Source organism: Chloroflexus sp. (assembly GCF_034431535.1).
Taxonomy (GTDB): Bacteria; Chloroflexota; Chloroflexia; order Chloroflexales; family Chloroflexaceae; genus Chloroflexus.
This window is the reverse complement of the sequence record NZ_DAOUDC010000049.1, coordinates 39,212-64,611: the sequence shown is the minus strand read 5'-3', so window position 1 is coordinate 64,611 and position 25,400 is coordinate 39,212. Positions and strand designations below refer to the sequence as shown.

Below are 25,400 nucleotides of genomic sequence, written 5' to 3'. Positions count from 1 at the left end.
GGGTATGAAGGTTGATCTGTTCGGTACATCTGAACTGTCCATCCTTGTGTCGCCTAACGGCCAGATGATCGCTGCAAGCGAGGCGATGTTGCCGCTCCTTTCGTATGTGGAGCCGTTGTTGCCAGATTTCGTTCAGGCTGCAAATGGCGCGGATGTCTTCCTCAACGGGTTGCAATATGTCATGCAACGCCAGTTGTTGTGGCAAGCAGCGGGAGTGCCGTTCGGTCTGTTGATCACGTTCCGGCAGCCAATGCAAAATCTGCTGGTTGATCACCGGCTCGGTGAAATGGCGCTCACGCTGTCCAGTAAACTTGAGATGAACCATGTGCTGGAGCATGTGGTGCGCTTTGCGATGGATCTGCTCGATGCTGATGCTGGCGCGCTCCCGGTGTACGATCCGGATCACGATCGCTTGCTGCCCGGCCATCTCGTGAATCTGCCAGTTGATTTGGTGACACCGGCCAAAGGCTCGCAACGCGGGTTGATGTGGCAGATGATCGAGCAGGGGAAGTCGATCCTTATTCCAGACTACGCCGCCCATCCAATGGCCTTGCCGGAATTAGCGCGGATTGGGGTTTCTTCACTGCTGGCGACGCCGATTATGCATGGCAAGACGCCATTGGGTATCTTGGCAGTGTATCGCCTCCGGAACGAGCCTTTTCAAGAGAATGATCGCGATCTCTTGCAAGCCATCGCCCACCAGACCGCGATCGCCTTGCAAAGCGCCCGTATGTACCAGCGCGCCATTCGCAATGCCGATGAACGCTACATTCTTTACCAAGCTAGTATCGAGATTGGCGCCACGCTTGATCTCGAACAACTCTATCAGGCCATCCATCGCGCTGTCGACCGGTTGATTCCCCACGCTGGTTTTGTGATTGCTTTGTTGAATGACCAGCAGATGGTCGAGTATGTTTATCTGGTGACACCGACTGGTCGCCAACCGGAGTTACAACTGCCGTTGACGCACGGCATTGCTGGCTACGTGCTCCGTTTCGGCGTCTCGCTGCGGCTGTCAGGAGTGCACGCCCTGCCTGCACCGGCAATACAACCGGCGCTTGAGGTTGAAGGCGACCTGCCTCAGCGATCACTCTTGGCAACGCCGCTCGTGGTTGGTGATCGAATTATTGGCGCATTGCTAGCGTGGCACGATCACCTCGATGCCTATACGATGTCTGATTTGAGCGCACTCGAGATGTTGGCGGCGACGGTTGCAGTGGCTCTACATCAGGCGCTGCGCTTTACCCAGATTCAGGCGTTGGCGATAACCGACACCCTGACCGAACTGGTCAACCGGCGTCATTTTTTTCATATCCTCCAGCACGAGTTGGATCGTTCGCGCCGTTATCAGACGCCGGTAAGCGTGGCGATGATCGATATTGATCATTTCAAGCAGGTAAATGATATCTACGGCCATCTGGCCGGTGATCACATTTTGCGCGAATTGGCGCAGCGGTGCCGCCAGCATCTGCGTGATGTCGATATACTGGCCCGTTATGGCGGCGAAGAGTTTGGTTTGATCTTGCCGGAAACGGTGTATGAGACGGCGTTAGTTGTCGCCGACCGTTTACGCCAAATGGTGGCGACGACGCCGTTGCTGGTTGATGGGCGACAGGTTACGCTCACGCTCAGTATCGGTGTTGCTACCTTTCAACCCGTTTCGCATCCTGATCCGTCTTCCCTTATTGCTGATGCCGATCGGGCGCTCTATCTCGCCAAGCGGCGAGGGCGCAACCGTGTCTGTGGCGCACAGGAGCTTTCTACCTATGCCGAACCCTGATTTTACCTATGTGCAACGGATTCTGACCAGCCGGGTCTATGATGTGGTGCAAGAGACGCCTCTCCAACCGGCTCCCCTGCTTGGTGCGCGGCTCGGCGCGCAGATCTTCTTTAAGCGCGAGGATCTGTTGCCGATCTTTTCGTTTAAGCTGCGCGGGGCGTATAACCGGATGGCCCATCTGAGCCCGGCGGAAAAGGCGCGCGGTGTGATAACTGCCTCTGCCGGCAATCACGCCCAAGGGGTGGCTTATTCTGGCCAGCAGTTGGGCATTCGCACGCTGATTGTGATGCCGGTGACGACGCCGGAGATTAAGGTCGCTGCGTGCCGCCGCCGCAACGCTGAGGTGGTGCTCTACGGCGATAGCTATAGCGATGCCGAGGCCCATGCCTATCGCTTGCAGAAGGAATTGGGCCTGACCTTTATCCATCCTTATGACGATCCGCTGGTGATCGCCGGGCAGGGGACGATTGGACTCGAGATTTCGCAGCAGATGCGGGCCGAACGCTATCAGGTCTTTGTGCCGGTGGGAGGTGGCGGTTTGATCGCTGGGATTGCGATCTTTCTTAAGAGCATTAATCCCAATATCGAGATTATCGCCGTTGAGCCAGACGATTCCGATGCGATGTATCAGAGCGTGCGGGCCGGTTATCGGGTGACGCTCGATCAAGTTGGCATTTTTGTTGATGGCGTAGCGGTGCGGCGCGTTGGCGAGCATACCTTTGCGATTGTGCAGCGCTACGTTGATGATTTTGTCCGGGTGACGACCGATGAGGTGTGTGCGGCGATTAAGGATGTGTTTGAGGATACGCGCGCAATTATGGAGCCGGCGGGGGCGTTGGCGGTGGCCGGTCTCAAGCGGTATATCGCCGAACGCGGGGCCGATTTGCCGGTAGTGGCGCTGACTTGCGGCGCGAATATGAATTTCGACCGCCTGCGCCACGTCGCCGAGCGGGCCGAAATCGGCGAGCGGCGCGAGGCGCTGTTTGCGGTGACCATCCCCGAACGGCCCGGTTCGTTTAAACAATTTTGCCGGGTGATCGGGCCGCACAATATCACCGAGTTCAATTATCGCTATGCACCGCGCCCCGATGCCAACGTCTTTGTCGGTATCCAATTGACCGACGCGCGTCAGCGCCATGAGTTGGCCGACCAGCTCCGCAACGCCGGTTATACGGTCCTCGATCTGACCAACGATGAGTTGGCGATCATCCATCTGCGCCACATGGTCGGCGGGCGCGCGCCAGAAGCGACCGACGAGCGGCTCTTTACCTTCGAGTTTCCCGAACGACCGGGGGCATTGCTCCAGTTCCTCGAATCGCTCGATGTGTCGTGGAATATTAGTCTGTTCCACTACCGCAATCACGGCAGCGCCCATGGTCGGGTGCTGGCCGGGATTCAGGTGCCTGATGCCGACCTCGACCGGTTTTACGCTTCACTCAGCCGGTTAGGCTATCCGTACCAAGAACAGAGCGATCATCCGGCGTACCATCTGTTTTTGAAGTGAGACCATCTAGCGCAATATTGCCATTGCTAGCGCATGCGAGATTCTGTGTTATAATCAACGTACTAATGCACATACGCAATTCCATACCCATCGCGGTGTCCCGCTAGCCCGGATGCTAGGGCGTAAAGGTGGAAGCTGGTGCAAGTCCAGCGCTGTGCCGCAACTGTAACCGGCCCTCTTGGGCCGGAAGCCAGGATGCCTGCCGCGATGTTGAGGTTCGTTCAGCCCTTCTCGCGCCAAGAAGGATGAGCGAAGCGCGCGTACCTTATTGCGCTATCGTTTCATAACCCCGGCCAGCGAGTATGGCCGGGGTTGTTGTTTTTGGCTGCTAACGCAAAGGCGGATCGATGGAAGATGCAACCACGACCGGGTCGGGTTCCTCGCCCGAAGCAGAGGCGCGCCGCAAGGCGGTGCGGGCCAGCCACCAACCCAAAGGTTTGGTGATCGTCAATACCGGCAATGGCAAGGGCAAAACCACTGCTGCGCTTGGCGTGCTGTTGCGGGCATGGGGCCGCAACATGCGCGTGGGTGGCGTGCAGTTTATCAAGCACGAGCAGGCTAAGTTCGGCGAGTTGCGCGCACTAGAGCGGATGGGGATTACGCTGACGCCGCTCGGCGATGGTTTTACGTGGACGAGCCGCAATCTCGATGAGACGCAGGCGCGGGCGCTGCACGGCTGGGAGCTGGCTAAGCAACAGATTGCCAGCGGCGATTTCGATGTCTTTTTGCTCGACGAGTTTACGTATGTGATGCACTACGGCTGGGTGCCGGTCTCTGAGGTGGTGGAGTGGCTGAAAGCGCATAAGCCGCCGATGCTGCATCTGATTATCACCGGCCGCTACGCGCCGCCGGAGTTGATCGAGTATGCCGATTTGGTGACGGAGATGCACGAGGTGAAGCATCCGTTCCGCGATCAGGGCATTCGCGCCCAGCCGGGGATTGAGTATTGAGGGATCGCAGCGGGGATTTTTTACCGCAGGGACGCAGAGAGCGCAGAGGATGAGAGTGGTGGGTCGGCAAGCTCGGTTTCGAGCGTGATAGATAAGACAACCCTCTGCGTCCTCCGCGCCCTCTGCGGTAAACCTAACACGAGCAGCGAGGAACCATGGCCGAATCGCTCAAACGCAACATGGTGCAGCGCCTCGACGGGCGGATGGTCAATGCCGGCGCGCGGCGTGGGATGCTGATTGTCTGCACGACTGGCTGCTGCTGCGGCCACACCGAGCGCGGCTTTGCGCCGGTGCCGACCGATCTCTACCACAGTGAATGGGAGCGGCGGCGGCTGCGTAATCGGGTGCATCTGAGCCAAGGCGGTTGCTTGGGGCCGTGCCCGCTAGCGAATGTGGCCCTCTTGCTGATGGATGGCAGGCCCTACTGGTTCCATTCGCTGAACGATCCAGCGCTCATCCCGATCTTGTACGATTTTATCGAAGAGCTGTTGGCGACTGATCAGCCGTTGCCGCCGCCGCCAGCATTAGCGCCCCACCTGTTCAACGGTTTTAGCTGGGATGGGGTGAGCGCGCCGGCAGCGAGCGCCGAGCGCCTGCCGGCAGTGGCTGGCGATGGCATCCTCGTGCTGAGCCAAGCCGATACCGACCTGCTCGCGTTAGAGCAGGCGCTCGACCTGTTGCCCGACGGCTTTGCGCCGGTGCGGATGGCGCACGTGGGCCGGTTGGTCGACCCGGCGGCGATTGACCGTTTGCTTGAACAGCATCTGCCCGCGGCGGCGATTGTGGTGGCGCGCTTGCACAGTCCGGCGGCGTTTGCCTATGGTCTCGAACGGCTGCAACAGTGGGCGGCGGCAACCGGCGGCTTCCTGCTCTGCCTGCCGGCAGTCGAGCAGGTTGATCCCGATCTGATGGCGCGTTCGACGGTTGGGGTGCCGTTGGCAATGCTGGTCAGCGCCTATTTTCACGCTGGCGGTGCAGCCAATCTCGCCAACGGCTTGCAGTGTCTGAGCGATCACCTGCTGGCGAGCGGGTGGGGCTCCGATCCGCCGGTTGAATTGCCGCTCCACGGCATTTACACCCCACCCCAACCGCGCCGGCGCAGCAAGGCGACCCAACCAGCGTTGCCGGCGGCTGATGCGCCGGTGGCCGGCTTGCTCTTCTACCGCGCCCATCTGCTCAGCGGCAATATCGCTTTCGTCGATGCGCTGATCGCCGGCTTGCAGGCGCGCGGCTTGCGCGTGCGCGCAGTCTACACTCAATCGCTCAAAGATCTGAATACGGTGGGGATGCCGGTGGCGCTCGAGCTGCTACGCCAAGCCGGGCCGGTCGATGTAATCGTCTCGACCCTCAGTTTTGCGCTCGGCGATAGCGAGCCGCACCCCTTTGCCCAACTGGATACGCCGGTGGTGCAGGCGCTGGTCAGCAGTAGCAGCCGCGAGGCGTGGCAGCGCGACGGTCGCGGGTTGGGGCCGCTTGATACGGCCATGAATGTGGCTTTGCCCGAACTGGATGGCCGGATCATCGGCGTGCCGATCGCGTTTAAGACCCAAGCGGGCGAAGCGGCGGCGCGCTCGGCGCCTGACCCAGAGCGGATCGAGCGGCTGGCCGGCTTGGTGTGGCGTTTGGCGCAGTTGCGGCCCCTCCCGAATGCGCAGAAGCGGATTGCGGTCATCTTGACCAATAGCAACGCCAAAGCGCAGCGGATCGGGAACGCGGTTGGCCTTGATGCGCCGGCCTCGCTGATGCGACTGTTTGCTGCCTTGCGCGCCGCCGGCTATGAGGTCGGTGAGCTGCCGGCAAGCGGCGACCAACTGATCGCCGATCTGATTGGACGCTGCTCGTATGACGAGACGTGGCTGACGACTGAGCAGTTGGCCCAAGCGTACCGGATTCCGGTAGCTACCTACCAACGCTGGTTTGCCGAGCTGCCGGCGGAGACGCAAGTGGTGATGACCCGCCAATGGGGGCCGCCGCCGGGCAAGGCGTATGTGCATGGCGGCGCGCTGGCGCTGGCCGGCCTCACATTCGGCAATGTCTTTGTGGCGCTGCAACCGCCGCGCGGCTACGATATGGATCCGGACGCCGTCTACCACCGGCCCGACCTGCCGCCGCCGCACAATTACTACGCGCTCTACCGCTGGTTGCGCGATGAATGGTGCGCCGATGCGATCATCCATCTCGGTAAGCACGGCACGCTCGAATGGTTGCCCGGCAAAGGCGTCGGTCTTGGCGCGACCTGTTTCCCTGATCCGTTCCTCGCCGATCTGCCGCTGATCTACCCCTTCATCATCAACGATCCCGGCGAAGGTACGCAGGCCAAGCGGCGTGCCCACGCGGTGATTATCGATCACCTCACCCCGCCGATGACCAACGCCGGCGCGTATGGCGATCTGGCCGAATTGGCCCAACTGGTCGATGAATACTACCGCATGGAACGGCTCGATCCGAGCAAGCTGCCGCTCTTGCAGCGCCAGATTTGGGAGGTGCTGCAACGCAGCCAGTTAGCTGACGATCTGCGCTACATCTTGCAAGCCGATCACGGCGATCACCGGCACGATTGGGATGGCAGCGTGCTCGAAGATGGCACGCCGACCGTGCTGACCGAATTGGAGGGGCGTGAAGTCGCGCACCTGCTCGAAGACATCGAAGGCTACTTGTGCGAGTTGACCGGCGCGCAGATCCGGGATGGTCTGCATATCCTTGGTACGGTGCCCGCCGGCGTGCAGTTGGTCGATCTGGTCTACCACCTGCTGCGCTTGCCCAACCTGCACGCACCGAGCCTGCCGGCCACCATCGCGGCGGCGCTGGGGGAAGATTGGCGCGCCTTGCAGGAGCAACCGGGCCGGCGGCGGGCCGGTGACGAGCAGTGGCTCACCAACGCTGATGGTATCGCGGCTATTGAGAACCTTTGCCGGCAAATACTTAGCCGGCTCAACGATGCTGAATGGGAGACAGAGGCCATTGCCGGCGTGTTGGTAGATGCTTTGCCGGCAAACAGTGATCACGAGCCGGTCGCGGCGGTGCTGTGCTACGCCTGCGAATGGATCGTGCCGCGTTTGCGCCAGAGCGCAATTGACGAAATCGAGCATCTGCTGGCGGCGCTCGCGGGCCGGTTTGTGCCGCCGGGGCCGAGCGGCGCGCCGACGCGCGGCATGGCTCACGTTTTGCCGACCGGACGCAACTTCTACAGTCTTGATCCGCGCAGCGTCCCAAGTCTCGCCGCGTGGGAGACCGGCCAAGGGTTAGCCCGCGACCTAATCCAGCGTTACCAGCGCGAGTATGGCGCTATCCCTGAAAGTGTCGGCATCAGCATCTGGGGCACCAGCCTCATCCGCACTGCCGGCGATGATGTGGCGCAAGTTTTGGCGCTGCTCGGCGTGCGCCCGCGCTGGCAACGCGAAAACCGGCGCGTCACCGGGTTTGAGATAATCCCCCTCGCCGAGTTGGGCCGTCCGCGGATCGATGTCGTCTGCCGGATTAGTGGCTTCTTCCGCGACGCCTTTCCCCACTTGATCGAGTTGATCGATCAGGCGGTGCAAGCGGTGATCGAGTTAGACGAACCGCCGGAGCGGAACTTCCCGCGCAAGCACGCCTTTCAGACCGAGCAGACGCTGGTGGCGAGAGGCGCCGCCGTCGAGGAGGCCCAACGCGAAGCGCGCTACCGCATGTTTGGCAGTCCGCCGGGCAGTTACGGGGCCGGGATGCTGCAACTGATCGACGGCCAAAACTGGAGCAACGACGCTGATCTGGCGCGGGTGTATCTGAAGTGGGGCGGCTATGCCTACACCGCAACTGAGCAAGGCGTGCCGGCGGAGACCGCCTTTGCCGCTGCGCTCAGCACGGTGCAGGTCGCTACCAAAAATCAAGACACCCGCGAACATGACATCTTTGATAGTGACGACTACTTCCAGTTCCACGGCGGCATGATTGCGGCCATCCGGGCGCTAAGCGGGCGCAATCCGGCCCGCTACTTCGGCGACAGCAGCGACCCGGCCCGGCCCCGCACCCGCGACCTGCGCGAAGAAGCGCGGCGCGTCTTCCGGGCGCGGGTGGTTAACCCGAAGTGGATCGCCAGTATGCGCCGGCACGGCTACAAAGGCGGCCTCGAACTGGCAGCGACGGTTGATTATCTCTTCGGCTACGACGCCACTGCGCAGGTATTAGCCGATTGGATGTACGAACAAGTCACCGAACGATATGTGCGCGATCCAGAGGTGCAGCAATGGCTGCAAGAGGTGAATCCGTGGGCGTTGCAAGCCATCGCCGAGCGGCTGAACGAGGCGATCGGGCGCGGGATGTGGCGCAACCCATCTGCTGAAGCGCAGGCTGCGATCGATGCCATCCTCGCCATCGGAGAAGAACAACGAGAACGATGATTATCGTACAGCCGCAATACCGTGCGGCTCCGTAAGCATTTGCTGATAAGGAGGTTGTATGTCGCTGCTCACGCAAACTATCAATCACATTGGCCCATTGGATGATCAGGCGGCAACGGCGGCTCGCCGCCGGCAAGACATGCTCACCAAGCCAGCCGGCTCGCTGGGCCGGTTAGAGGAACTCTCGATCCGGATTGCTGGCATCACCGGACGCGAACGGCCCCGTCTCACCAAGCCAGCGGTGATCGTGATGGCTGCCGATCACGGGGTGGCCCGCCAAGGCGTGAGCGCCTTTCCCGCCGAGGTGACGCCGCAGATGGTGCTTAACTTCCTGCGCGGCGGGGCGGCCATCAACGTGCTGGCCCGCTATGTGGGGGCGCAGGTGATTGTGGTGGATATTGGCGTCGCGGCTGATTTGCCGTCCCATCCCGAATTGGTCAGCCGCAAACTGGCTTACGGCACCGCCGATTTCAGCCACGAGCCGGCGATGAGCCTTGAGCTGGCCCAGCAGGCGATTGCGGTGGGTATTACCTGCGCCAACGAGGCAATCGATCGCGGGGTTGACCTACTCGCTACCGGCGAGATGGGCATTGCCAATACCACTGCGGCAAGCGCGATTGTGGCGGCGATCACCGGAAGACCGGCGGCGGAAGTGACCGGACGCGGCACCGGCATCGATGATGCTAGCTTGGCGCGCAAGATTGCCGTGATCGAGCGGGCGCTGGCGCTGCACCAACCCAACCCACGCGATGGTCTCGATGTGCTGGCGAAAGTGGGTGGGTTGGAGATCGGCGGTTTGGCGGGCGTGATCCTCGGCGCGGCGGCGCGGCGGGTGCCGGTGGTGATCGACGGTTTCATTTCAGGGGCGGCGGCTCTGATCGCAGCCACGCTGGCCCCTGCCGCCGTCAACTACATGATCGCCGGTCACCGCTCGGTCGAGCGTGGTCATGTCGCTGTGTACAGCCAGCTCGATCTGCAACCGCTGCTCGATCTGAATATGCGCCTCGGCGAAGGCACTGGCGCGGTGCTGGCGATGTCGATCTGCCAAGCGGCTTGCAAGGTGCTTGACGAGATGGCGACCTTCGCCGAAGCGGGGGTGTCGGAGAAGAACGGGGAGTAGGGAGGAGCGTGTGAGATGGCGCTGCTCGGTGGGGCAACGTGTGCTCATCGTTCGATCGAGAGAGGTGCATCCCTGCTCCTGCCTGCGGGAGTTGCGGGGCGGATAGAACGCATGAGCATAGATTTGGTTGATGGCTGTGCGATGTACCATTGCGCCCTTACCCCTATTCCCTCTGCCACTGGTGCAGGAGAGGGGAGCGGAGAGCCGAGGGTTGAGGCATTGTACAGCGATGAACGGTCGTACACAAGCGAAATGTTCTGTCTGCCCCTAAACGCATGCGAGAGCAGGGGCTATAGAGGAGGGTTCACGGAATGAAACGCCGCTGGCTGATCGTTGCGCTTGGCGCTGCCGTGCTGATCACATTCGAGGCCCGGCCAGCGTATGCCATGCACATCATGGAAGGCTTCTTGCCGCCGCTGTGGGCATTGGTTTGGTTTGCGGTCATGATCCCGTTTTGGGTGATCGGGTTTCGCCAGCTTCAGCGCGTTGTGCGCGAGAAGCCAGAGGTGCGGTTGCTGCTTGGTTTCGCCGCCGCCTTTACCTTTGTGCTGAGCGCGTTGAAGCTGCCGAGCGTCACCGGGTCGAGCAGCCACCCGACCGGCACCGGTCTGGGGGCGATCCTGTTTGGGCCGTGGGTGATGAGTGTGCTCGGTTCGATTGTCTTGCTGTTTCAAGCCTTGCTGATTGCCCATGGCGGCTTGACCACGCTCGGCGCGAATGCGTTTAGCATGGCGGTGGTCGGGCCGTTTGTGGCGTGGCTGATCTGGCGTGGGTTGGCCGGGCGGGCGCCATTCTGGTTGGTGGTCTTTTTGGCTGCGGCGCTGGCCGATCTCTCAACCTACGTCGTCACTTCGCTACAACTGGCGCTGGCCTTTCCCGATCCGGCCGGTGGCATCCTCGCTGCCTTCGCCAAGTTCGGCGCGATCTTTGCCGTGACCCAGATTCCATTGGCGATCAGCGAAGGGATTCTGACCGTGTTGATTATGAATGCGTTGCAAACCAATGCCGCCGCCGAGTTGCAGGCGCTAGAGATCAAAGGGGTGCGGGCATGAATGTCAAACCGTTGCCTTGGTCAGTGGTCGTGGCGCTGTTGCTGGTAGTTATCGGCTTGGCTATTGTGCCAATTTTGCTGATCCGCGACACCGAGTTTGGTGGGGCCGATGCTGCCGCCGAAGCCGCCATCGTTGAAATTGCGCCTGACTACGAGCCGTGGTTTGCGCCGTTGTTTGAGCCGCCGGGCAGCGAGACCGAGAGCCTGCTGTTTGCGTTGCAAGCCGGTTTAGGGGCGGGAGTGATCGGTTACTTCTTTGGCTGGCAGCACGGTCGCCGGCAGCGGCGTGATCGGTGAGGCATGCTGCGAATCATTGACCAGTATGCCTTCACCAACCGGTTGCGCGCGGTCGATCCGCTGCAAAAGGCTGCGCTGGCCGGGATGACGCTCCTGCTCTGTCTGGCGCTCGATCGACCGCTGGTGGGGTGGTTAGCGTTGGGATGGATGGTGGCCGTGACGGTGTGGTATGCGCGGGTGCCGCTGCGGGTGACCGGCGCGGTAATTGGGGCTGAGAGTGTGTTCCTCGCGCTGTCGGTGATCGGGATCGCGGTCAGTGTGGGGAACGAACCACCGGCTGCGGCGTTATGGGTGATTCCGCTCGAACCGCTCTGGCTGAGCGCGACCGGCGGATCGCTGCAAACGGCGCTGCACGTGCTCAGCCGCGCGCTCGGTTCGGCAGCGGCGCTCAATTTTCTGATCCTGACCACGCCGCTGATCGATCTGATCGAGCTGTTGCGCCGGTTGCGCGCGCCGGCGTTGCTGATCGAATTGATGGCGCTCAGTTACCGCGCACTCTTTGTCTTGCTCGATACGCTCGACCAGATGGTTACAGCGCAGACGGCGCGGTTGGGGTACGCTTCATGGCGGGCGACCTTGCGCAGTTCGGCGCTGCTGGGCAGCCGGTTGTTTATCGTCGCCTACCAGCGCAGCCAAGCGTTGGAAGTAGCGTTGACGGCGCGCGGGTTTGCCGGCGAGCTGCGGGTGTTGCCGCTCAGCTATACCGTTGACCGGCAGCTTTGGTTGATCAGCGGGTTGATCGGGGCGAGTCTCGTGGCGGCGAGGTGGTGGCTATGACTGCATTGCTGGCGCTGGAAGCGGTTTCGTACCAGTTTCCGGGCAACCAAACCCCGGCCTTGCAGGCGGCGTCGTTGCCGATTGCTGCCGGCCAGCGCATCGTCGTGCTGGGTCGCAATGGCGCCGGCAAGAGCACGCTGCTGCTCGTAGCGAGCGGCATCATTCGTCCGCAGCAAGGCCGGGTCTGGCTCCATGGCGCGCCGGTTGACTACTCGCGGTCTGGTCTACGTCGGTTGCGCCAGCACGTCGGCTTGGTGATGCAGTCGCCGGACGATCAACTGTTTAGCGCTAGCGTTTGGCAAGACATGAGCTTCGGCCCGCTCAATCTGGGGCTGAGCGCCGCCGCAGCGCGGCAGGCAGTGCTAGACGCGGCGGCGATGTGTGATGTGACTGATCTGCTCGACCGTCCGACCCATGCGTTGAGCGGCGGGCAGAAGGCGCGGGTAGCGCTGGCTGGCGTCTTGGCCATGCGCCCGCAATGCCTGCTGGTCGATGAGGCGACGGCGGGTCTCGATCTGTGGGCACGGCAACAGGTGGTGTGGGTGTTTGACCGGCTGGTGGCGGAAGGTGGGACGGTTGTTCTAGCCACGCATGATCTGGCGTTGGCCCGCCGCTGGGCCGATCTGGTCGTGGTGTTGCACGAGGGCCGGATCGTCGCGGTCGCACCGCCGGCGAAGGTGTGGGCCGATCCGGCGGTGCGCGCGCTGATTGCACCGCCGGAAGCGTGGGAAGGGCTGTAGCGCCAAACGGCTGTCCGGTGCCGCAAAGGGCGCGGAGGGTGATCAACGCAAAGCCGCGAGGGGATATATGTCATTGCGAGGGCGCGGAGCGCCCGGAGCAATCTCTCTCATACGGGAAGAATGAATAGAATGGATCATTCACGGTAAGAGTATCTATGCCACCTATATCTCACCTCATCCAACAACGTGCCGCAGCGGCGTTAGCAGCCTTAGCCATAGACGCCGTTTTTGGCGATCCGCCCAACCACCTGCATCCGGTCGGAGTGATGGGGCGCTGGTTGCGCTGGGGTGAACGACTTGCGCCGGCTGCACCGGGGGCGCGGTTGGCGTGGGGGACGGTGTGGCTGGCCGGCGGTTGGGTGATGTTCGGCGGCGTTGCCGCGCTCGCGCCGCGCCATTGGCTGGCGCAGGGGGCGCTGGCGTCGCTGTTGTTGGCCTATCATGGTCTCGATCGGGCGGTGGCTGAAGTAGAAGCGGCTTTGGCGGTTGGTGATCTGGCCAAAGCGCGCCGGTTGCTCGGTTGGCATTTGGTGAGCCGGCCAACCAACGATCTGAGCGCCGCCGAGGTGGCGGGGGCGGCGATCGAGTCGCTGGCCGAGAATCTGAGCGATAGCGTGGTGGCGCCACTGCTGGCCTTGCTCACCGGCGGGTTGCCGGGGATGGTGATCTATCGCTTGACCAACACCGCCGACGCGATGTGGGGCTATCGCACCGAACGGTTCGAGCATCTGGGCAAGGTTGCGGCTCGTTGCGATGATGGCTTCAATCTGGCGCCGGCCCGCTTAACGGCGCTGCTGATTGCGCTGGCTGCGCAGCTTGCCAACCGGCGCGGCGGCGTGGTGCTCGCAGTGGCGTGGCGTGACGCGCGCCGTACCGCTTCGCCGAATGCCGGTTGGCCGATGGCTGCAATGGCCGGTGCGCTTGATACGGTGTTGACCAAGCGTGAGCACTACACGCTCGGTACCGGTCCACGTATTGCTGATGCTGCACTCATCCGAGAAGCTCGTCGGATCGGGCGAATGGTGATGTTCCTCGTGACCGGCTTCCTGTTCGGCTTATCGGTGATGCGCTTCGTCAAGCAGAGGTCTACGCTATGAATGACACGGCTCTGTTACTCATCGGTCATGGCACCGACGATGCTGCCGGTATCGCCGAATACCATCAGTTGGCGGCATTGCTCCAAGAACGTTTCGGTCTGTTTGTGCAGCCATGTTTTCTTGAATTGGCCGATCCGCCGATCGGGCAAGCGATAGATGCTTGCGCTCGCGTCGGTTATCAGCGTATCGTCGCATTGCCGCTCTTGCTCGGCGCTGCTGGTCACCAAAAGAACGATATTCCGGTCGCGTTGCGCGAGGCGCGCGCACGCTGGCCCGAACTCACCATCCACTACGGCGCGCCGCTGGGGGTGCAGTATTCGCTGCTCAAAGCTCTCGGCGACCGCTTGGCTGAAGCTGAAGCAGTAGCGCCGCCAGTACCGCGCGCTGAGACGGCGCTGGCCTTGATTGGCCGCGGCAGCAGTGATCCCGATAGTAATGCCGATGTAGCTCGCATGGCCCGCTTGTTGTGGGAAGGGCGCGGCTATGCGCGGGGGTTGTACGGCTTCTACAGCATCACCACGCCGCGCGTGCCGGAAACGATCGATGCCTGTATCGTGCTCGGTGCGCGGCGGGTGATGATCATTCCGTACCTGATCTTTACCGGGCGGATTTTGCAACGGATTGAGCAGCAGGTCATTGCTGCCCGCCAACGCTATCCCGATCACGATCTCGTGCTCACTGACCATCTTGGGTTGCACGAGGGTGTGATCGCGGCGATCGAGCAGCGGTTTCACGAAGCGGTGCGAGGCCAAGCGGCGGTCAATTGCGACGTGTGCAAATACCGCCGCCTCTTTCCCGGCTTTACCGCCGATTTTGGCCGCCCGCAGACCAGCGACCACGATCACGGCCTGCGCGGCGAGGCGCTGGCGCGCGGGATCGAGGCGATCTTGCCATCCCGCTACCACGGTGGCCGTCCGGTCAGCGCTGCGCCGATGACCGCGGCGCCGCTGGTGTTCGATGAACAGGGGCAGGTGGCATGGGATCGAGTGTGGGGCGGGGATGACCCCAACAACCCCTTCTGCGAATTGGCGCTGGCCGGCGGCCCGCCCCATCGCGGCACCCTGCTCGAGCCGGTCGATCCGGCCATGGTGCAGGCCGATCCCGCCGGTTATGCCCGCGTGATTGCTGAACTCTCCCGCGCGCTGGCGATGGTGACTGATCTGCCGGTGAAGACCGATGTCGCTCCCGGCTGGATCGGCCTCGTCTGTGAGCGCGAAGAGATGGCGATCTGGCTGTTGCGGGCGATTATCGTGGAAAATGTCAGTGTGCGGCGTGAAGATCGGGTCTTGCTGTTGCCAGCGGGGCCGCAGTTTCGGCTCGAAGCCGAGATCAAGAATGTCGTGACCGCCGTTGCTAAGACCTACCACTACTGGAAGGAGCATATCCGCCAATGACTGATGTGACGTGCCGCATCTTTATTTTGCACGATGTTGGCGATCACGTGGCCCAATTAGCCCAAGCCATTGCCGCCGGTGTAGCGACCGTTCCCGGCGCCGAGGTGAAGGTGCGCTTGCCTAACCACGCCACCAAAGCCGATCTGCTCGAAGCTGACGGAATCATTATCGGCACGCCGAACTGGACGGGCATTAAGGGCACGTTGAAGCGGTGGCTCGACACTACCGGCGATCTGTGGGAAGAGGGAAGCTTAGCCGGCAAAGTAGGCGCGGCCTTTACTAGCAGCGCCGGACGCCATTCCGGCACCGAGTTTACCTTGGTCTCAGTGTTGCACTGGATGCTCGGCGGCGGCATGATCATCGTTGGCTTGCCGTGGACGCCGCTGATGGAGCAGGCTGGTTCCTATTACGGTGCGACGTCGGTTGGTGATATTACCGAAGCCGATCTGTTGCAGGCGCAAGCCTTGGGCCGGCGGGTGGCGCAGATTGCTGTGCAGTTACGCCGGGGAGCGAACCTATGACTGAGCACGTGCCTGTGACCGGCGCCGAGATCGCCGCTCGCTCGTTCGCGATTATCCGCGCCGAGCTGGCCGAACGCGGGATCACTTTGCCGCAACCGCTGGCGACGGTCGTCGAGCGGATCATTCACACCACCGCCGATTTTGAGTTCGCCACGATTACCCAAGCAAGCCCCGGCGCAATCGAAGCCGGTGTCGCTGCGTTGCAACGCGGCTGCGCGGTGATCACCGATGTGCAGATGGCACGGGTTGGCATTGACCAGCGGCGGTTACACCGCTTCGGCGGCGCGGCGCACTGCTTCAACGACCTGCCGGACGTTATCCAACTCGCTGCGGCGACCGATCTTACCCGCAGCGCCGCCGCCTTGCGCTGGGCTCACGAACAGGGCCATCTGGCCGGTGCGATCGTGACCATCGGCAATGCACCGACCGCCTTGTTCGAGGTGCTCGATCTGCTTGACCGCGGTGCACAGCCGGCGTTGATCATCGGCGTGCCGGTCGGCTTCGTCAACACCGCCGAAAGCAAAGCGGCGCTCATGGCCCGCCAAGATGTGGCGTGGATCGTCACCGCTGGTCGCAAAGGCGGTTCACCGGTGGCGACGGCGATTGTCAATGCGCTGCTGCGGTTGGCGCTCGGTGAAGACAACCGCGATGTGTGACATCAAGGCACAAAGGTGCGCAAAGGGTTTCGGAGTATGGCAACTAGTACGCCATCCTCTGCGCCTCCTGCGGCCTCTGCGGTAAGAACCACCCGCGCCCTCTGCGGTGAAACATGTACATACGGAGACACGCGATGGCCGATATGGTTCCACCCCGCAACAAACGTGGTTCGCGCACCGGCTACACCACCGGCAGCAACGCCTCAGCCGCCGCCAAAGCGGCTGCGATTGCCCTCTTCAGCGGGCAGTGGCCGGCGCAAGTGACGATCACCTTGCCGATCGGCGAAACCGCTACGATGACACCCACCGTCACCCGGCTCGATGAGACGGGAGCCTATTGCTGTATGCGCAAAGATGCCGGTGACGATCCCGATGTCACCCACGGTGCGTTGATCTGCGCGCAGGTGCGGGTGGTTGCGCAGCCGGGTATTCATCTTGATGGCGGTGAGGGTGTGGGGCGCGTGACCTTACCCGGTCTTGGATTGCCGATTGGTGGGCCGGCCATTAATCCGGTGCCACGCCAACAGATTACCGCCAATGTACGTGATGCAGTGCGTGAGTATGCGCCCGACGGTGAGGCGTTTCTCGACCGACTCGGCTTAGAGGTGATTATAAGTGTTCCCGGTGGTGAGCAGATTGCCCAAAAAACCCTTAATCCACGTCTTGGAATTATTGGTGGGATTAGCATTCTCGGTACCACCGGTAAAGTCTTTCCCTATAGCACCGCCGCGTGGCGGGCCAGCGTGATCCAAGCGGTCGAAATGGCGGCTCGCAATGGCGTGCAGAAGATGATCCTCTGCACCGGCGCTCGTTCCGAGAAGTTTGCGATGCGTATCTTTCCTGAGCTGCCGGAGATGGCATTTGTCGAATTGAGCGTCTTTACCGGCGATGCGCTCAAGACCTGCATTGCCCACGGGGTGCCGTCAGCCGTGTTTGTGGGCATGATCGGCAAGATGATCAAGACCGCGCAAGGCTATATGCAAACCCACGTCGCCGGTAATCAGGTCGATTTCGCCTTTCTGGCGCAGGTCTGCCGCGAGGTGGGTGTGCCGGACGAGTTGGTGCAGGCGGTGGCACAGGCGAATACCGGACGCCATTTTCTTGAGTTGTGCCAGCAGTATGGTCAGCAAGCGCCGTTGCAGCGGATCGTGGATTTGGCCCTCGAACAGTGCCTGTACTTCATTGCCGCCCACGGCGGCGCGATGGATTTCGAGACCATTCTGGTCGATTTTGATGGTACGGTGCTGGCCCGCGCTGCGGCAGTCGCTGCCGATCACGTGCATCCTGCGACTCTGCCGCCCCCGTTGATCGAGCGGTTGCCGACCGATCCGTTGCCCGAAGATGATACGGTCGTGGAGGGTGAGCCATGAGCCGGCGCGTGCCGATTTTGGTGGTCGGTCTGACCGATGCCGGCGCTGATGGTTTGCCGGCTAAGCTTCTCCTGCGCATTGCTCGCGCCGATCTGCTGGTAGGCGGGAAGCGCCATCTGGCTGCGTTGCCTGAGGTGGCCGCCGAGCGGCTGGTGGTCGAAGCGAGTGTGGAGCCGGCGCTGGCCCGGTTGCAGCAGGCGTGGGAAGCCGGTCAGACAGCGGTGGTGCTGGCGTCGGGTGATCCGCTCTGGTACGGCATTGGCGCCAGTTTGCGGCGGGTGTTTCCACCGGAGGCGCTCGACATTGTGCCGGCCCCGACTTCGGCCCAACTCGCCTTTGCCGCGCTGGCCGAGCCGTGGCACGATGCAGTCTTGCTCAGCGCTCATAACCGTCCGGTGGCCGCGATTATTCCGGCAGTGCTGGCCGCACCCAAAGCGGCGATTCTGACCGACCGCCAGCAGACGCCGGCAGTGATCGCGCAAGCGTTGATCGCCGCCGGGATGGAACCTGCCAGCCGCTGCGCGGTCTGCGAGCAGCTTGGCGGGCCGCGCCAGCGCGTCGTCTCCGCCATTCTCGCCGATCTCGTCACCGCCGCGTTTGATCCGCTCAATGTGCTGGTGGTCTGGAACGACCGGCCCGCGCGGCCCATCCCTCCCGGCCTGCCTGACGAGGCCTTCAGCACCGAAGCCGGCCAGATCACCAAGCGCGAGGTGCGTTTGCTTAGTCTGGCCGAGCTGGCCTTGCAACCCGGCGAAGTGTTGTGGGACATCGGGGCCGGCAGTGGCGCGGTGGCGATCGAGGCGGCTCGTGCGTGCCCAACTGCGCGGGTCTACGCGGTCGAGCGGCGCGTGGTGTTTGTCGAGTATATTCACGCTAATCTGCGCCGTTTTCCCGCGCCCAACCTGTACGCGGCCCACGGCGAAGCGCCGGAGGCGTGCGCCGATTGGCCCGATCCCGATGCAATCTTCGTCGGCGGGAGCGGCGGGAGGTTGGAGGCGATCATCGCGCTGGCTCAGCAACGGCTGCGCACCGGAGGCCGGCTGGTGCTCAACCTCGTGACTGCCGGCCATCTTGCTACGGCGCTGGCCCTCTTGCCAGCGGCGCGGGTGGCGCAGGTACAGATCAACCGCGGCGCGCCGATCCAATCCGATCTACGCTTCGCCGCACTCAATCCGGTCTTCATCGTGACGTGGCGAGTCTGAAGACGCAACGATCGCTAAGAACGCTAAGGTTTTATGGGGGTAGCAAAAGCAGGCTTATGCCAAATCTCAAAAAACGTTGCTCATCTTCGCGCCCTTCGTGCCTTTGCGTTCACATCCTCTGCGCCTTTGCTTGCTCTGCGCCTGAGAGTTAGGTGTTAGTATGAATGCTGAACTCACCGCAGTCGGGCTTGGCCCCGGCGACCCCGAACTGATTACGCTCAAAGGCTTGCGCGCCGTGCAGGCGGCTGATGTTATCTTCGCGCCGCAGAGCCGTGACGGCGACGCCAGCATTGCTCTGCGCATCGCGACGCCGTGGATCGCTCCTTCCCGTCAAGAAGTGGTGACATTGCCGCTGCCGATGACGCGCGATTCCGGCCAACTACGTCCGGCGTGGCAAGCCGCCGCCGAAGTGATGGTCACGACCCTTGGCGCCGAGCGGCGCGGGGTCTATCTCTTGCTCGGCGATCCGTTGCTCTACGGTACCTTTTTCTACCTGTGGCGCGAGTTGCGGGTGTGCGCTCCCACCCTGCCGGTCAAAGTCATTCCCGGCGTCACTTCATTTGCCGCCGCTGCTGCCGCCGCCGGCATGCCGCTCGCTATGGCCGACGAGCGGCTGATTGTGCTGCCGGCCAGCTACGAGACCGATGCCGCCGCCTTGCAACGCCTCCTCGCCGAGTTTGCCACAGTTGTGTTGATGAAGGCCGGTGCTGCGGTGCCGTCCATCCTCACGGCGCTTGAACAACTCGGTCTCCTTGACCATGCCCTCTATGCCGAGAGAGTGGGACTGGAAGGTGAATTTATTACGCGCGATTTGCGGACACTTGACCCGCACCATCGCCCGTACCTGTCGCTCGTTATTGTTCGCCGCGGAGAAGTGCTATGACCTACCCCGTCGTTCCCGGAACCGTCTATTTCGTCGGGGCCGGCCCCGGCGCGCCTGACCTGATCACAGTGCGCGGGCGTGATGTGCTGGCCCAAGCCGATCTGATCCTCTACGCTGATAGTCTGGTTGACGTGGCGCTGCTGGCGGCGTATGCTCGGCCTGAAGCCCGGATCGTCGGTTCGGTTGAGATGCACCTCGATCAGATTGTGGCGCTGATGCGTGAAGCGGCGCAGGCTGGGCAGGTGGTGGTGCGCTTGCACAGCGGCGATCCGGCGCTGTACGGTGCGATCCACGAGCAGATGGCCGCGCTGGATGAAGCCGGCATGCCGTATGAGGTCATTCCCGGTGTGACTGCCGCCTTCGCTCTCGCGGCTCGTCTCGGCGTCGAGCTGACCGTTCCCGAATTGGTGCAAACGATCATCCTTACCCGGCCGGCCGGACGCACCCCCTTACCGGAGCGCGAGCAGCTTACCCGGCTGGCCGCGCACGGTGCATCGCTAGCGATCTACCTCGGCATTACCCGGATTCAGCAAGTGGTGGAAGATTTGCTAGCCGGCAGCGCTTACACGCCAGATACGCCGGTAGTAGTGGCTTACCGGGTGACGTGGCCCGACGAAGAGATTATTCACGGCACGCTCGGCGATATTGCCGCCAAAGTCAAAGCGGCTGGTTTTACCCGGCAGGCGCTGATTTTGGTTGGCGCGGCCCTCGACCCGGCCCACAAACGCACCGATCGGCCAACCAGCCGGCTCTACGATCCAACCTATAGCCATCGCTTGCGCCGGCGGGTACGGGCGTAGCACGCGATGCCCAAGGCATAGCAGCGCTATGCCCCTTCGTTGGCGTTGACATCATTTGAGGCTCTTATGACCAACATCGCTATCATCGCTATTACCCGCGCTGGGTTGGCGCTGGCCGGACGCCTCGCCCCGGCGTTGCCGGCCATAGTGTGGGCGCCGGCCCGCTTTGCGGCTGAGCTGCCCGCCGCCATGCCCTATGCGACCGTCGCCGAAGCGGTGCAGACCGTGTGGACTTCGGCGCGAGCGATTGTCTTCATCGGTTCCGCCGGGATTGCGGTGCGTTCGCTGGCGCCATTGCTGCGCGCTAAAACCGTTGATCCGGCAGTGATTTGCCTCGACGAACAGGGCCAGTTTGCGGTGCCGCTGGTGGGCGGCCATCGCGCCGGTGCGAACGAACTCGCCCGCCGGCTGGCCGCGCTTACCGGCGGTCATGCCGCATTGACCACATCCAGCGACACCCAAGGCTTGCCGGCGCTCGATCTGATCGGGCGCGATCGCGGCTGGCGGCTGGCCGCCGACTCGGCGACTACCCACGTCATGGCGTGTCTGGTGAACGGCGAGCCGATCGGGGTGTGGGTTGACCCAGCGTTGCCAGCGGCGCGTGATGTGCTGGCTGCCGAATTCGCTGCTGTGCCGGCAGTCGAATGGGTCAGCGAACCGTCTGCTCTTGCCAATGACTATTTCGTCGCTGCGATTGTCGTTTCCCACCGTCGCTTGGCTGATCTGTGGGAGACCCTTCGTCCCAAAGCCTTGCGCTATCTACCGCCGGTCTTGGCGGTGGGTATTGGTTGCCGGCGCGAGACGCCAGCCGGCGAGCTGGCCGAGGCGTTGGCGATAACGCTGGCCGAGGCCGATCTGCTGCCAGAGTGCGTTGCCACCATCGCCACCGCCGAGCTGAAGGCAACCGAGCTGGGGATCATCGCGCTCGCAGCCCAACTTGACGTCCCGCTCACGATAATTTCCACCGAGCAGTTGCGCGCACTCGACCCAGAGAGCTTTAGCCCCAGCGCTGCCAGCCGCTTCGAGTTGCCGGGTGTGGCCGAGCCGTGCGCGGTGGTGGCGGCGCATGGGCCGTTGCTCGCGCCGAAACGGTCGTTTGCCCGTTGCACCGTCGCCGTTGCCTTGCGCGCACCCGTCGCCAACCCGTGCGACGCCGCTCCCGCCGCCGGCCAACTGGCGCTGGTCAGCATCGGGCCGGGTGATCTGTCCCAGCTCACGGTTGCGGCCCGGCAGGCGCTAGCCTACGCCGAGGTTGTCACCGGCTATGGCCGCTATATCGACCTCATCCGTCCGTTGCTGCGGCCCGACCAAGAGGTCATCGTTACCCCGGCGATGGGTGACGAGATGGGGCGGGCGCGGGCCGCCATCGAACTGGCGCGGGCTGGCCGGCGGGTGGCGCTGGTCAGCAGCGGCGACATCGGCATCTACGCGATGGCCGCACCCGTCTTCGAGACCTTGCACGCCGAGGGGTGGACTGGCCGCGATCCCGTTGTCGAAGTCATTCCCGGCGTGAGCGCATTTCAGGCGTTGGCGGCCCGCCTTGGCGCGCCGGTCAATCACGATCTCTGCCTGATCAGCCTCAGCGACCTGCTCACGCCATGGCCGCTGATCGAGCGCCGGCTGCGCGCCGCGGCCCAAGCCGATTTCGTGATCGCGCTCTACAATCCACGCTCGCAAGGGCGGAACTGGCAATTGGCCGCAGCCCTCGCCATCGTGCGCGAGCATCGCCCGCCGCAGACGCCGGTCGCCTGTGGTCGTCAAGTCACTCGCGCCGATGAGCAGATTATGCTGACCACCCTCGCCGAAGTTGATCCAGAGCAAGCCGATATGTTGATGGTGGTGCTGATCGGCAATAGCCAGAGCTTTGCGCTGGCCGGCCACATGGTAACGCCGCGCGGCTACACCACTCGCACCGCTGCGCCAACCCCAACCACTGCTGCGCCGTCAGCGCCGGATTACCCGATCGTCTTGACCAAACCATCGCATATGCTGGCGGTCGTCATTGGCGGCGGCGCTGTCGGCGAGCGCAAGGTGCGCAGTCTGCTCGCCGCCGGCTTTCCGGTGCGGCTGATCAGCCCCACTGTCACGACGCAACTGGCGGAATGGGCTGCGGTAGGAAAGCTGATCTGGGAACAGCGCAGCTATCAAGCCGGCGACCTCACCGGCGCACGGCTCGTCTTCGCCGCCACCGATGATCGCACTGTCAATGCCCGCATTGCCGCGGCAGCCAGCGCCGCCGGCGCACTCTGCAACGTCGCCGATGATCCCAGCGACGGCGATTTCCATGTGCCGGCAGTACATCGCAGCGGCGGCATCGCCATTGCCGTGAGCAGCAATGGCGCCGCGCCGGCCCGCGCCGCCGCGATCCGCGACGCGATTGCCGAATGGTTGGCGGAAGCGTGATGTAGCTGTATGGCGTGTGGCAGTTTGTCTGCCGCACGCCATAAATGGCGAGGTGCAGATAAGAGACGCTGTATGGTTCCAAATCTCCATCCGATCCGTGTTTATCCGTCCCAATCCGTGTTCTATTTTCAACCTGTGTTCATCTGTATGCCTCCGTACCCATGTCCAACCCGGAGTAGCTTATGACTGGTAAAGCCTATCTCGTCGGCGCCGGCCCCGGTCGCGCCGATCTGATTACTATGCGCGGTTTGGCTGTGCTGCGCCAAGCCGATGCCGTACTCTACGACCGTCTGATCGCGGCGAGCCTGCTCGACGAAGCGCCGCCTCACGCCGAACGGATCTTCGTCGGCAAGCGGCCCGGCCACCATTCCGTGCGCCAAGACGGCATCACCGAGACGCTGGTGCGCTTGGTGCGTGCCGGGTTGCAGGTGGTGCGGCTGAAAGGCGGCGACCCCGGCGTCTTTGCCCATCTGACCGAAGAGGCGGCGGCGTTGGCGGCTGCCGGTCTGCCCTTCGAGATTGTGCCGGGAGTCTCCTCGGCATTGGCGGTACCGCTCCACGCTGGTATCCCGCTCACGTGGCGCGGCGTTGCCGCTGCCTTCACGGTCGTCTCTGGTCACGAAGCTACGCCGCACGGCTGTAGCGGGATCAGTTGGTCCTTGCTGGCCGCGTCGCCGACCCTCGTGGTGTTGATGGCGCTCGAACGGCTGGCGCAGGTGTGTGTCTATCTGATCGCCGCTGGCCGTAATCCCGCTACGCCGGCGGCGTTGATCAGCCGTGGAGCCAGCGCCGACCAGCGCGTGCTGCGGGCAACGCTCGCTGCTTTGCCGGATCGTCAGCAAGCAGCGCAGTTGCCGCCGCCGGCTGTGTTGGTGGTGGGTGAAGTGGCGTCATTAGCCGATACGTTGGCGTGGTACGATCCGGCTCAATTTCCTGCCAATCCGATGTTGTGGGACGACCTATGATCCATCTGCCCCGCCTGCTATTCGCCGCGCCGATGAGCGGCAGCGGCAAGACGACTATCACCGCCGGCCTGATCGCCGCCTTGCGCCAGCGCGGTCTACGCATCGCGCCGTTTAAGTGCGGCCCTGACTACATCGATCCCGGCTATCATGCCCTCGCCGCCGGCAGGCCGTGCCACAATCTCGACTCGTGGCTGATCCCGCCTGACCAGATCGCCGGTGTGCTGGCCCGCCGCAGTGCCGAGGCTGATCTGGCCGTGATCGAAGGGGTGATGGGCCTGTTCGATGGCTATGCCGGCGATGACGACACCGGCAGCAGCGCCCACATTGCCCGCCTCACCGCAACGCCGGTGATCATTGTGCTCGATGCGCGCGCGATGGCCCGCACTGCCGCGGCGCTGATCGCCGGCTTGCGCGATTTCGACCGCCGGCTGCAGATCGGAGGCGTCATTCTCAATCGGGTTGGCGGCCCGCGCCACGCTGCACTGATCCGTGATGCCGTCGAGCAGACGGTCGGGGTGTCGGTGTTGGGCTATGTGCCTCGTCACGATGCGCTTACGTTGCCTGAACGCCATCTCGGTTTGGTGCCGGTGGCCGAGCCGGGCTGCTGGCAAGAGTGGTTGGCTGAGGCAGCGGCGCGGGTTGAGCAGACGATTGACCTTGACCGGCTGCTGGCCGTGGCCCGTACCGCGCCGCCGTTGCCCGTCCCGGCGCCAACCGTGCTTGCGCCGGTGAGCGGTGCGCGACCGGTGATCGCCATTGCCCGCGATGAGGCGTTTAATTTCATCTATCCCGATAATCTCGATCTGTTGCAGGCCGCTGGGGCGGAACTCGCCTTTTTCAGCCCGCTCCACGATACCGCCTTGCCGGCAGGAACGGCAGCGATCTACCTGTGCGGCGGTTTTCCTGAACTCTTTGCCGCGCAATTGAGCACCAATCAGGCGATGCTGGCCGCGATTCGGGAAGCGGCGGCGAGCGGCATGCCGATCTACGCCGAGTGCGGCGGCTTGATGTTTCTGACCGAAACCTTGATCGATCAGCATGGCCAAGCCTTTGCGATGGCCGGTGTGTTGCCCGGCCATTCGCGTATGGCACCGCGACTCACCCTCGGCTACCGCACGATCGTGGCCCAAGCCGAGACGTGGCTGTGGCGCGCTGGCGAAACGGTGCGCGGCCACGAGTTTCACTATTCGGTCTGGGAAGCGCAGCCCACCGATCTGCCGCCGCTCTACGCTTGCCTGCCTGATGCGATGCGTCCGCAACCAGCCAGCGAGGGGGTGGTGATCGGCCAGACGCTGGCGTCGTACATTCATTTGCATTTTCTGGCCTGCCCGGCTATCGCCGAGCGGTTTGTCGCCGCTGCCAGCACATTTGTTGACGCAGAGACACCGTAGAGCCGGACGGCTGTCCGGATCCGCAAAGGGCGCAAAGAGGTAAATGCAAAGGCGCAGGGAATGCAGAGGGCGCAAAGGATTGGAAGGCATGATAGAAGTGATGCTACCTCTAACCCTCTAAAT

At 63.0% G+C, this 25,400-nt stretch carries 20 protein-coding genes and 1 riboswitch; all 20 genes read left to right on the top strand.

Translation table 11 applies throughout. The features are described 5' to 3' along the window. The first annotated feature begins 4 nt into the window (after window positions 1–4). Window positions 5–1,780 (top strand): sensor domain-containing diguanylate cyclase, encoded by a 1,776-nt coding sequence (locus tag U9R61_RS11600; RefSeq protein WP_322488978.1) that lies wholly within the window; start codon window positions 5–7, stop codon window positions 1,778–1,780. After that, window positions 1,767–3,284: a threonine ammonia-lyase, biosynthetic gene (ilvA, locus tag U9R61_RS11595; protein ID WP_322488977.1), complete on the top strand. Its 1,518-nt coding sequence runs from the start codon at window positions 1,767–1,769 to the stop codon at window positions 3,282–3,284. Before U9R61_RS11600 ends, ilvA begins: the two co-directional genes overlap by 14 nt. A gap of 76 nt (window positions 3,285–3,360) precedes the next feature. Continuing rightward, window positions 3,361–3,506, top strand: a riboswitch (cobalamin riboswitch). A gap of 125 nt (window positions 3,507–3,631) precedes the next feature. Beyond that, window positions 3,632–4,234 (top strand): cob(I)yrinic acid a,c-diamide adenosyltransferase, encoded by a 603-nt coding sequence (gene cobO / locus U9R61_RS11590; protein ID WP_322488976.1) that lies wholly within the window; start codon window positions 3,632–3,634, stop codon window positions 4,232–4,234. Window positions 4,235–4,389: 155 nt separating this feature from the next. Next, the gene (gene cobN, locus U9R61_RS11585; RefSeq protein ID WP_322488975.1) at window positions 4,390–8,610 is read left to right on the top strand and encodes a cobaltochelatase subunit CobN; all 4,221 of its coding nucleotides are present in this window, start codon (window positions 4,390–4,392) and stop codon (window positions 8,608–8,610) included. A gap of 58 nt (window positions 8,611–8,668) precedes the next feature. Next, window positions 8,669–9,730 carry a nicotinate-nucleotide--dimethylbenzimidazole phosphoribosyltransferase gene (gene cobT / locus U9R61_RS11580; protein ID WP_322488974.1) on the top strand — a complete coding sequence of 354 codons (1,062 nt, stop codon included), beginning with the start codon at window positions 8,669–8,671 and terminating at the stop codon, window positions 9,728–9,730. A 311-nt stretch (window positions 9,731–10,041) separates the two neighbouring features. Continuing rightward, window positions 10,042–10,782 carry an energy-coupling factor ABC transporter permease gene (locus U9R61_RS11575; RefSeq protein WP_322488973.1) on the top strand — a complete coding sequence of 247 codons (741 nt, stop codon included), beginning with the start codon at window positions 10,042–10,044 and terminating at the stop codon, window positions 10,780–10,782. Next, a complete protein-coding gene (locus tag U9R61_RS11570) occupies window positions 10,779–11,078 on the top strand; it encodes an energy-coupling factor ABC transporter substrate-binding protein (protein ID WP_322488972.1) in 300 nt (99 codons plus the stop codon). The genes U9R61_RS11575 and U9R61_RS11570 overlap by 4 nt, the downstream gene beginning before the upstream one ends. Before the next feature lie 3 nt (window positions 11,079–11,081). Continuing rightward, a complete protein-coding gene (gene cbiQ, locus U9R61_RS11565; protein ID WP_322488971.1) occupies window positions 11,082–11,855 on the top strand; it encodes a cobalt ECF transporter T component CbiQ in 774 nt (257 codons plus the stop codon). Then, the gene (locus tag U9R61_RS11560; RefSeq protein ID WP_322488970.1) at window positions 11,852–12,595 is read left to right on the top strand and encodes an ABC transporter ATP-binding protein; all 744 of its coding nucleotides are present in this window, start codon (window positions 11,852–11,854) and stop codon (window positions 12,593–12,595) included. Before cbiQ ends, U9R61_RS11560 begins: the two co-directional genes overlap by 4 nt. A 155-nt stretch (window positions 12,596–12,750) precedes the next feature. Then, entirely contained in the window at window positions 12,751–13,692 is a 942-nt protein-coding gene (gene cbiB / locus U9R61_RS11555; protein WP_322488969.1) for an adenosylcobinamide-phosphate synthase CbiB, read from the top strand. After that, on the top strand, window positions 13,689–15,086 hold the full coding sequence (locus U9R61_RS11550; RefSeq protein ID WP_322488968.1) for a sirohydrochlorin chelatase: 1,398 nt from the start codon (window positions 13,689–13,691) through the stop codon (window positions 15,084–15,086). The genes cbiB and U9R61_RS11550 overlap by 4 nt, the downstream gene beginning before the upstream one ends. Beyond that, a complete protein-coding gene (locus tag U9R61_RS11545; protein ID WP_322488967.1) occupies window positions 15,083–15,607 on the top strand; it encodes an NAD(P)H-dependent oxidoreductase in 525 nt (174 codons plus the stop codon). The genes U9R61_RS11550 and U9R61_RS11545 overlap by 4 nt, the downstream gene beginning before the upstream one ends. After that, a complete protein-coding gene (locus U9R61_RS11540; protein ID WP_322488966.1) occupies window positions 15,604–16,263 on the top strand; it encodes a precorrin-8X methylmutase in 660 nt (219 codons plus the stop codon). The genes U9R61_RS11545 and U9R61_RS11540 overlap by 4 nt, the downstream gene beginning before the upstream one ends. Window positions 16,264–16,397: 134 nt before the next feature. Then, window positions 16,398–17,633, top strand: a complete 1,236-nt coding sequence (locus tag U9R61_RS11535; protein ID WP_322488965.1) for a cobalt-precorrin-5B (C(1))-methyltransferase — start codon at window positions 16,398–16,400, stop codon at window positions 17,631–17,633. Then, window positions 17,630–18,835, top strand: a complete 1,206-nt coding sequence (gene cbiE, locus U9R61_RS11530; RefSeq protein ID WP_322488964.1) for a precorrin-6y C5,15-methyltransferase (decarboxylating) subunit CbiE — start codon at window positions 17,630–17,632, stop codon at window positions 18,833–18,835. Before U9R61_RS11535 ends, cbiE begins: the two co-directional genes overlap by 4 nt. Window positions 18,836–18,995: 160 nt before the next feature. After that, complete coding sequence (cobI, locus tag U9R61_RS11525) at window positions 18,996–19,718, top strand: precorrin-2 C(20)-methyltransferase (protein WP_322488963.1); 723 nt, start codon at window positions 18,996–18,998, stop codon at window positions 19,716–19,718. Continuing rightward, on the top strand, window positions 19,715–20,518 hold the full coding sequence (gene cobM, locus U9R61_RS11520) for a precorrin-4 C(11)-methyltransferase (protein ID WP_322488962.1): 804 nt from the start codon (window positions 19,715–19,717) through the stop codon (window positions 20,516–20,518). The genes cobI and cobM overlap by 4 nt, the downstream gene beginning before the upstream one ends. 66 nt (window positions 20,519–20,584) lie before the next feature. Further along, window positions 20,585–22,921: a precorrin-3B C(17)-methyltransferase gene (cobJ, locus tag U9R61_RS11515; protein ID WP_322488961.1), complete on the top strand. Its 2,337-nt coding sequence runs from the start codon at window positions 20,585–20,587 to the stop codon at window positions 22,919–22,921. 182 nt (window positions 22,922–23,103) lie between these two features. Beyond that, the gene (cobA, locus tag U9R61_RS11510) at window positions 23,104–23,886 is read left to right on the top strand and encodes a uroporphyrinogen-III C-methyltransferase (RefSeq protein ID WP_322488960.1); all 783 of its coding nucleotides are present in this window, start codon (window positions 23,104–23,106) and stop codon (window positions 23,884–23,886) included. Then, the gene (locus U9R61_RS11505) at window positions 23,883–25,277 is read left to right on the top strand and encodes a cobyrinate a,c-diamide synthase (protein ID WP_322488959.1); all 1,395 of its coding nucleotides are present in this window, start codon (window positions 23,883–23,885) and stop codon (window positions 25,275–25,277) included. The genes cobA and U9R61_RS11505 overlap by 4 nt, the downstream gene beginning before the upstream one ends. Window positions 25,278–25,400: the final 123 nt, after the last annotated feature.

Coding starts and splice junctions, on each gene's coding strand:
- U9R61_RS11600 (WP_322488978.1), top strand. CDS start 5: ATGAAGGTTGATCTGTTCGGTACATCTGAACTGTCCATCCTTGTGTCG.
- U9R61_RS11505 (WP_322488959.1), top strand. CDS start 23,883: ATGATCCATCTGCCCCGCCTGCTATTCGCCGCGCCGATGAGCGGCAGC.
- U9R61_RS11540 (WP_322488966.1), top strand. CDS start 15,604: ATGACTGAGCACGTGCCTGTGACCGGCGCCGAGATCGCCGCTCGCTCG.
- U9R61_RS11535 (WP_322488965.1), top strand. CDS start 16,398: ATGGCCGATATGGTTCCACCCCGCAACAAACGTGGTTCGCGCACCGGC.
- cobI (WP_322488963.1), top strand. CDS start 18,996: ATGAATGCTGAACTCACCGCAGTCGGGCTTGGCCCCGGCGACCCCGAA.
- cobT (WP_322488974.1), top strand. CDS start 8,669: ATGTCGCTGCTCACGCAAACTATCAATCACATTGGCCCATTGGATGAT.
- U9R61_RS11550 (WP_322488968.1), top strand. CDS start 13,689: ATGAATGACACGGCTCTGTTACTCATCGGTCATGGCACCGACGATGCT.
- cbiE (WP_322488964.1), top strand. CDS start 17,630: ATGAGCCGGCGCGTGCCGATTTTGGTGGTCGGTCTGACCGATGCCGGC.
- cobN (WP_322488975.1), top strand. CDS start 4,390: ATGGCCGAATCGCTCAAACGCAACATGGTGCAGCGCCTCGACGGGCGG.
- U9R61_RS11545 (WP_322488967.1), top strand. CDS start 15,083: ATGACTGATGTGACGTGCCGCATCTTTATTTTGCACGATGTTGGCGAT.
- U9R61_RS11575 (WP_322488973.1), top strand. CDS start 10,042: ATGAAACGCCGCTGGCTGATCGTTGCGCTTGGCGCTGCCGTGCTGATC.
- cobM (WP_322488962.1), top strand. CDS start 19,715: ATGACCTACCCCGTCGTTCCCGGAACCGTCTATTTCGTCGGGGCCGGC.
- cobA (WP_322488960.1), top strand. CDS start 23,104: ATGACTGGTAAAGCCTATCTCGTCGGCGCCGGCCCCGGTCGCGCCGAT.
- cbiQ (WP_322488971.1), top strand. CDS start 11,082: ATGCTGCGAATCATTGACCAGTATGCCTTCACCAACCGGTTGCGCGCG.
- cobJ (WP_322488961.1), top strand. CDS start 20,585: ATGACCAACATCGCTATCATCGCTATTACCCGCGCTGGGTTGGCGCTG.
- U9R61_RS11560 (WP_322488970.1), top strand. CDS start 11,852: ATGACTGCATTGCTGGCGCTGGAAGCGGTTTCGTACCAGTTTCCGGGC.
- cobO (WP_322488976.1), top strand. CDS start 3,632: ATGGAAGATGCAACCACGACCGGGTCGGGTTCCTCGCCCGAAGCAGAG.
- U9R61_RS11570 (WP_322488972.1), top strand. CDS start 10,779: ATGAATGTCAAACCGTTGCCTTGGTCAGTGGTCGTGGCGCTGTTGCTG.
- cbiB (WP_322488969.1), top strand. CDS start 12,751: ATGCCACCTATATCTCACCTCATCCAACAACGTGCCGCAGCGGCGTTA.
- ilvA (WP_322488977.1), top strand. CDS start 1,767: ATGCCGAACCCTGATTTTACCTATGTGCAACGGATTCTGACCAGCCGG.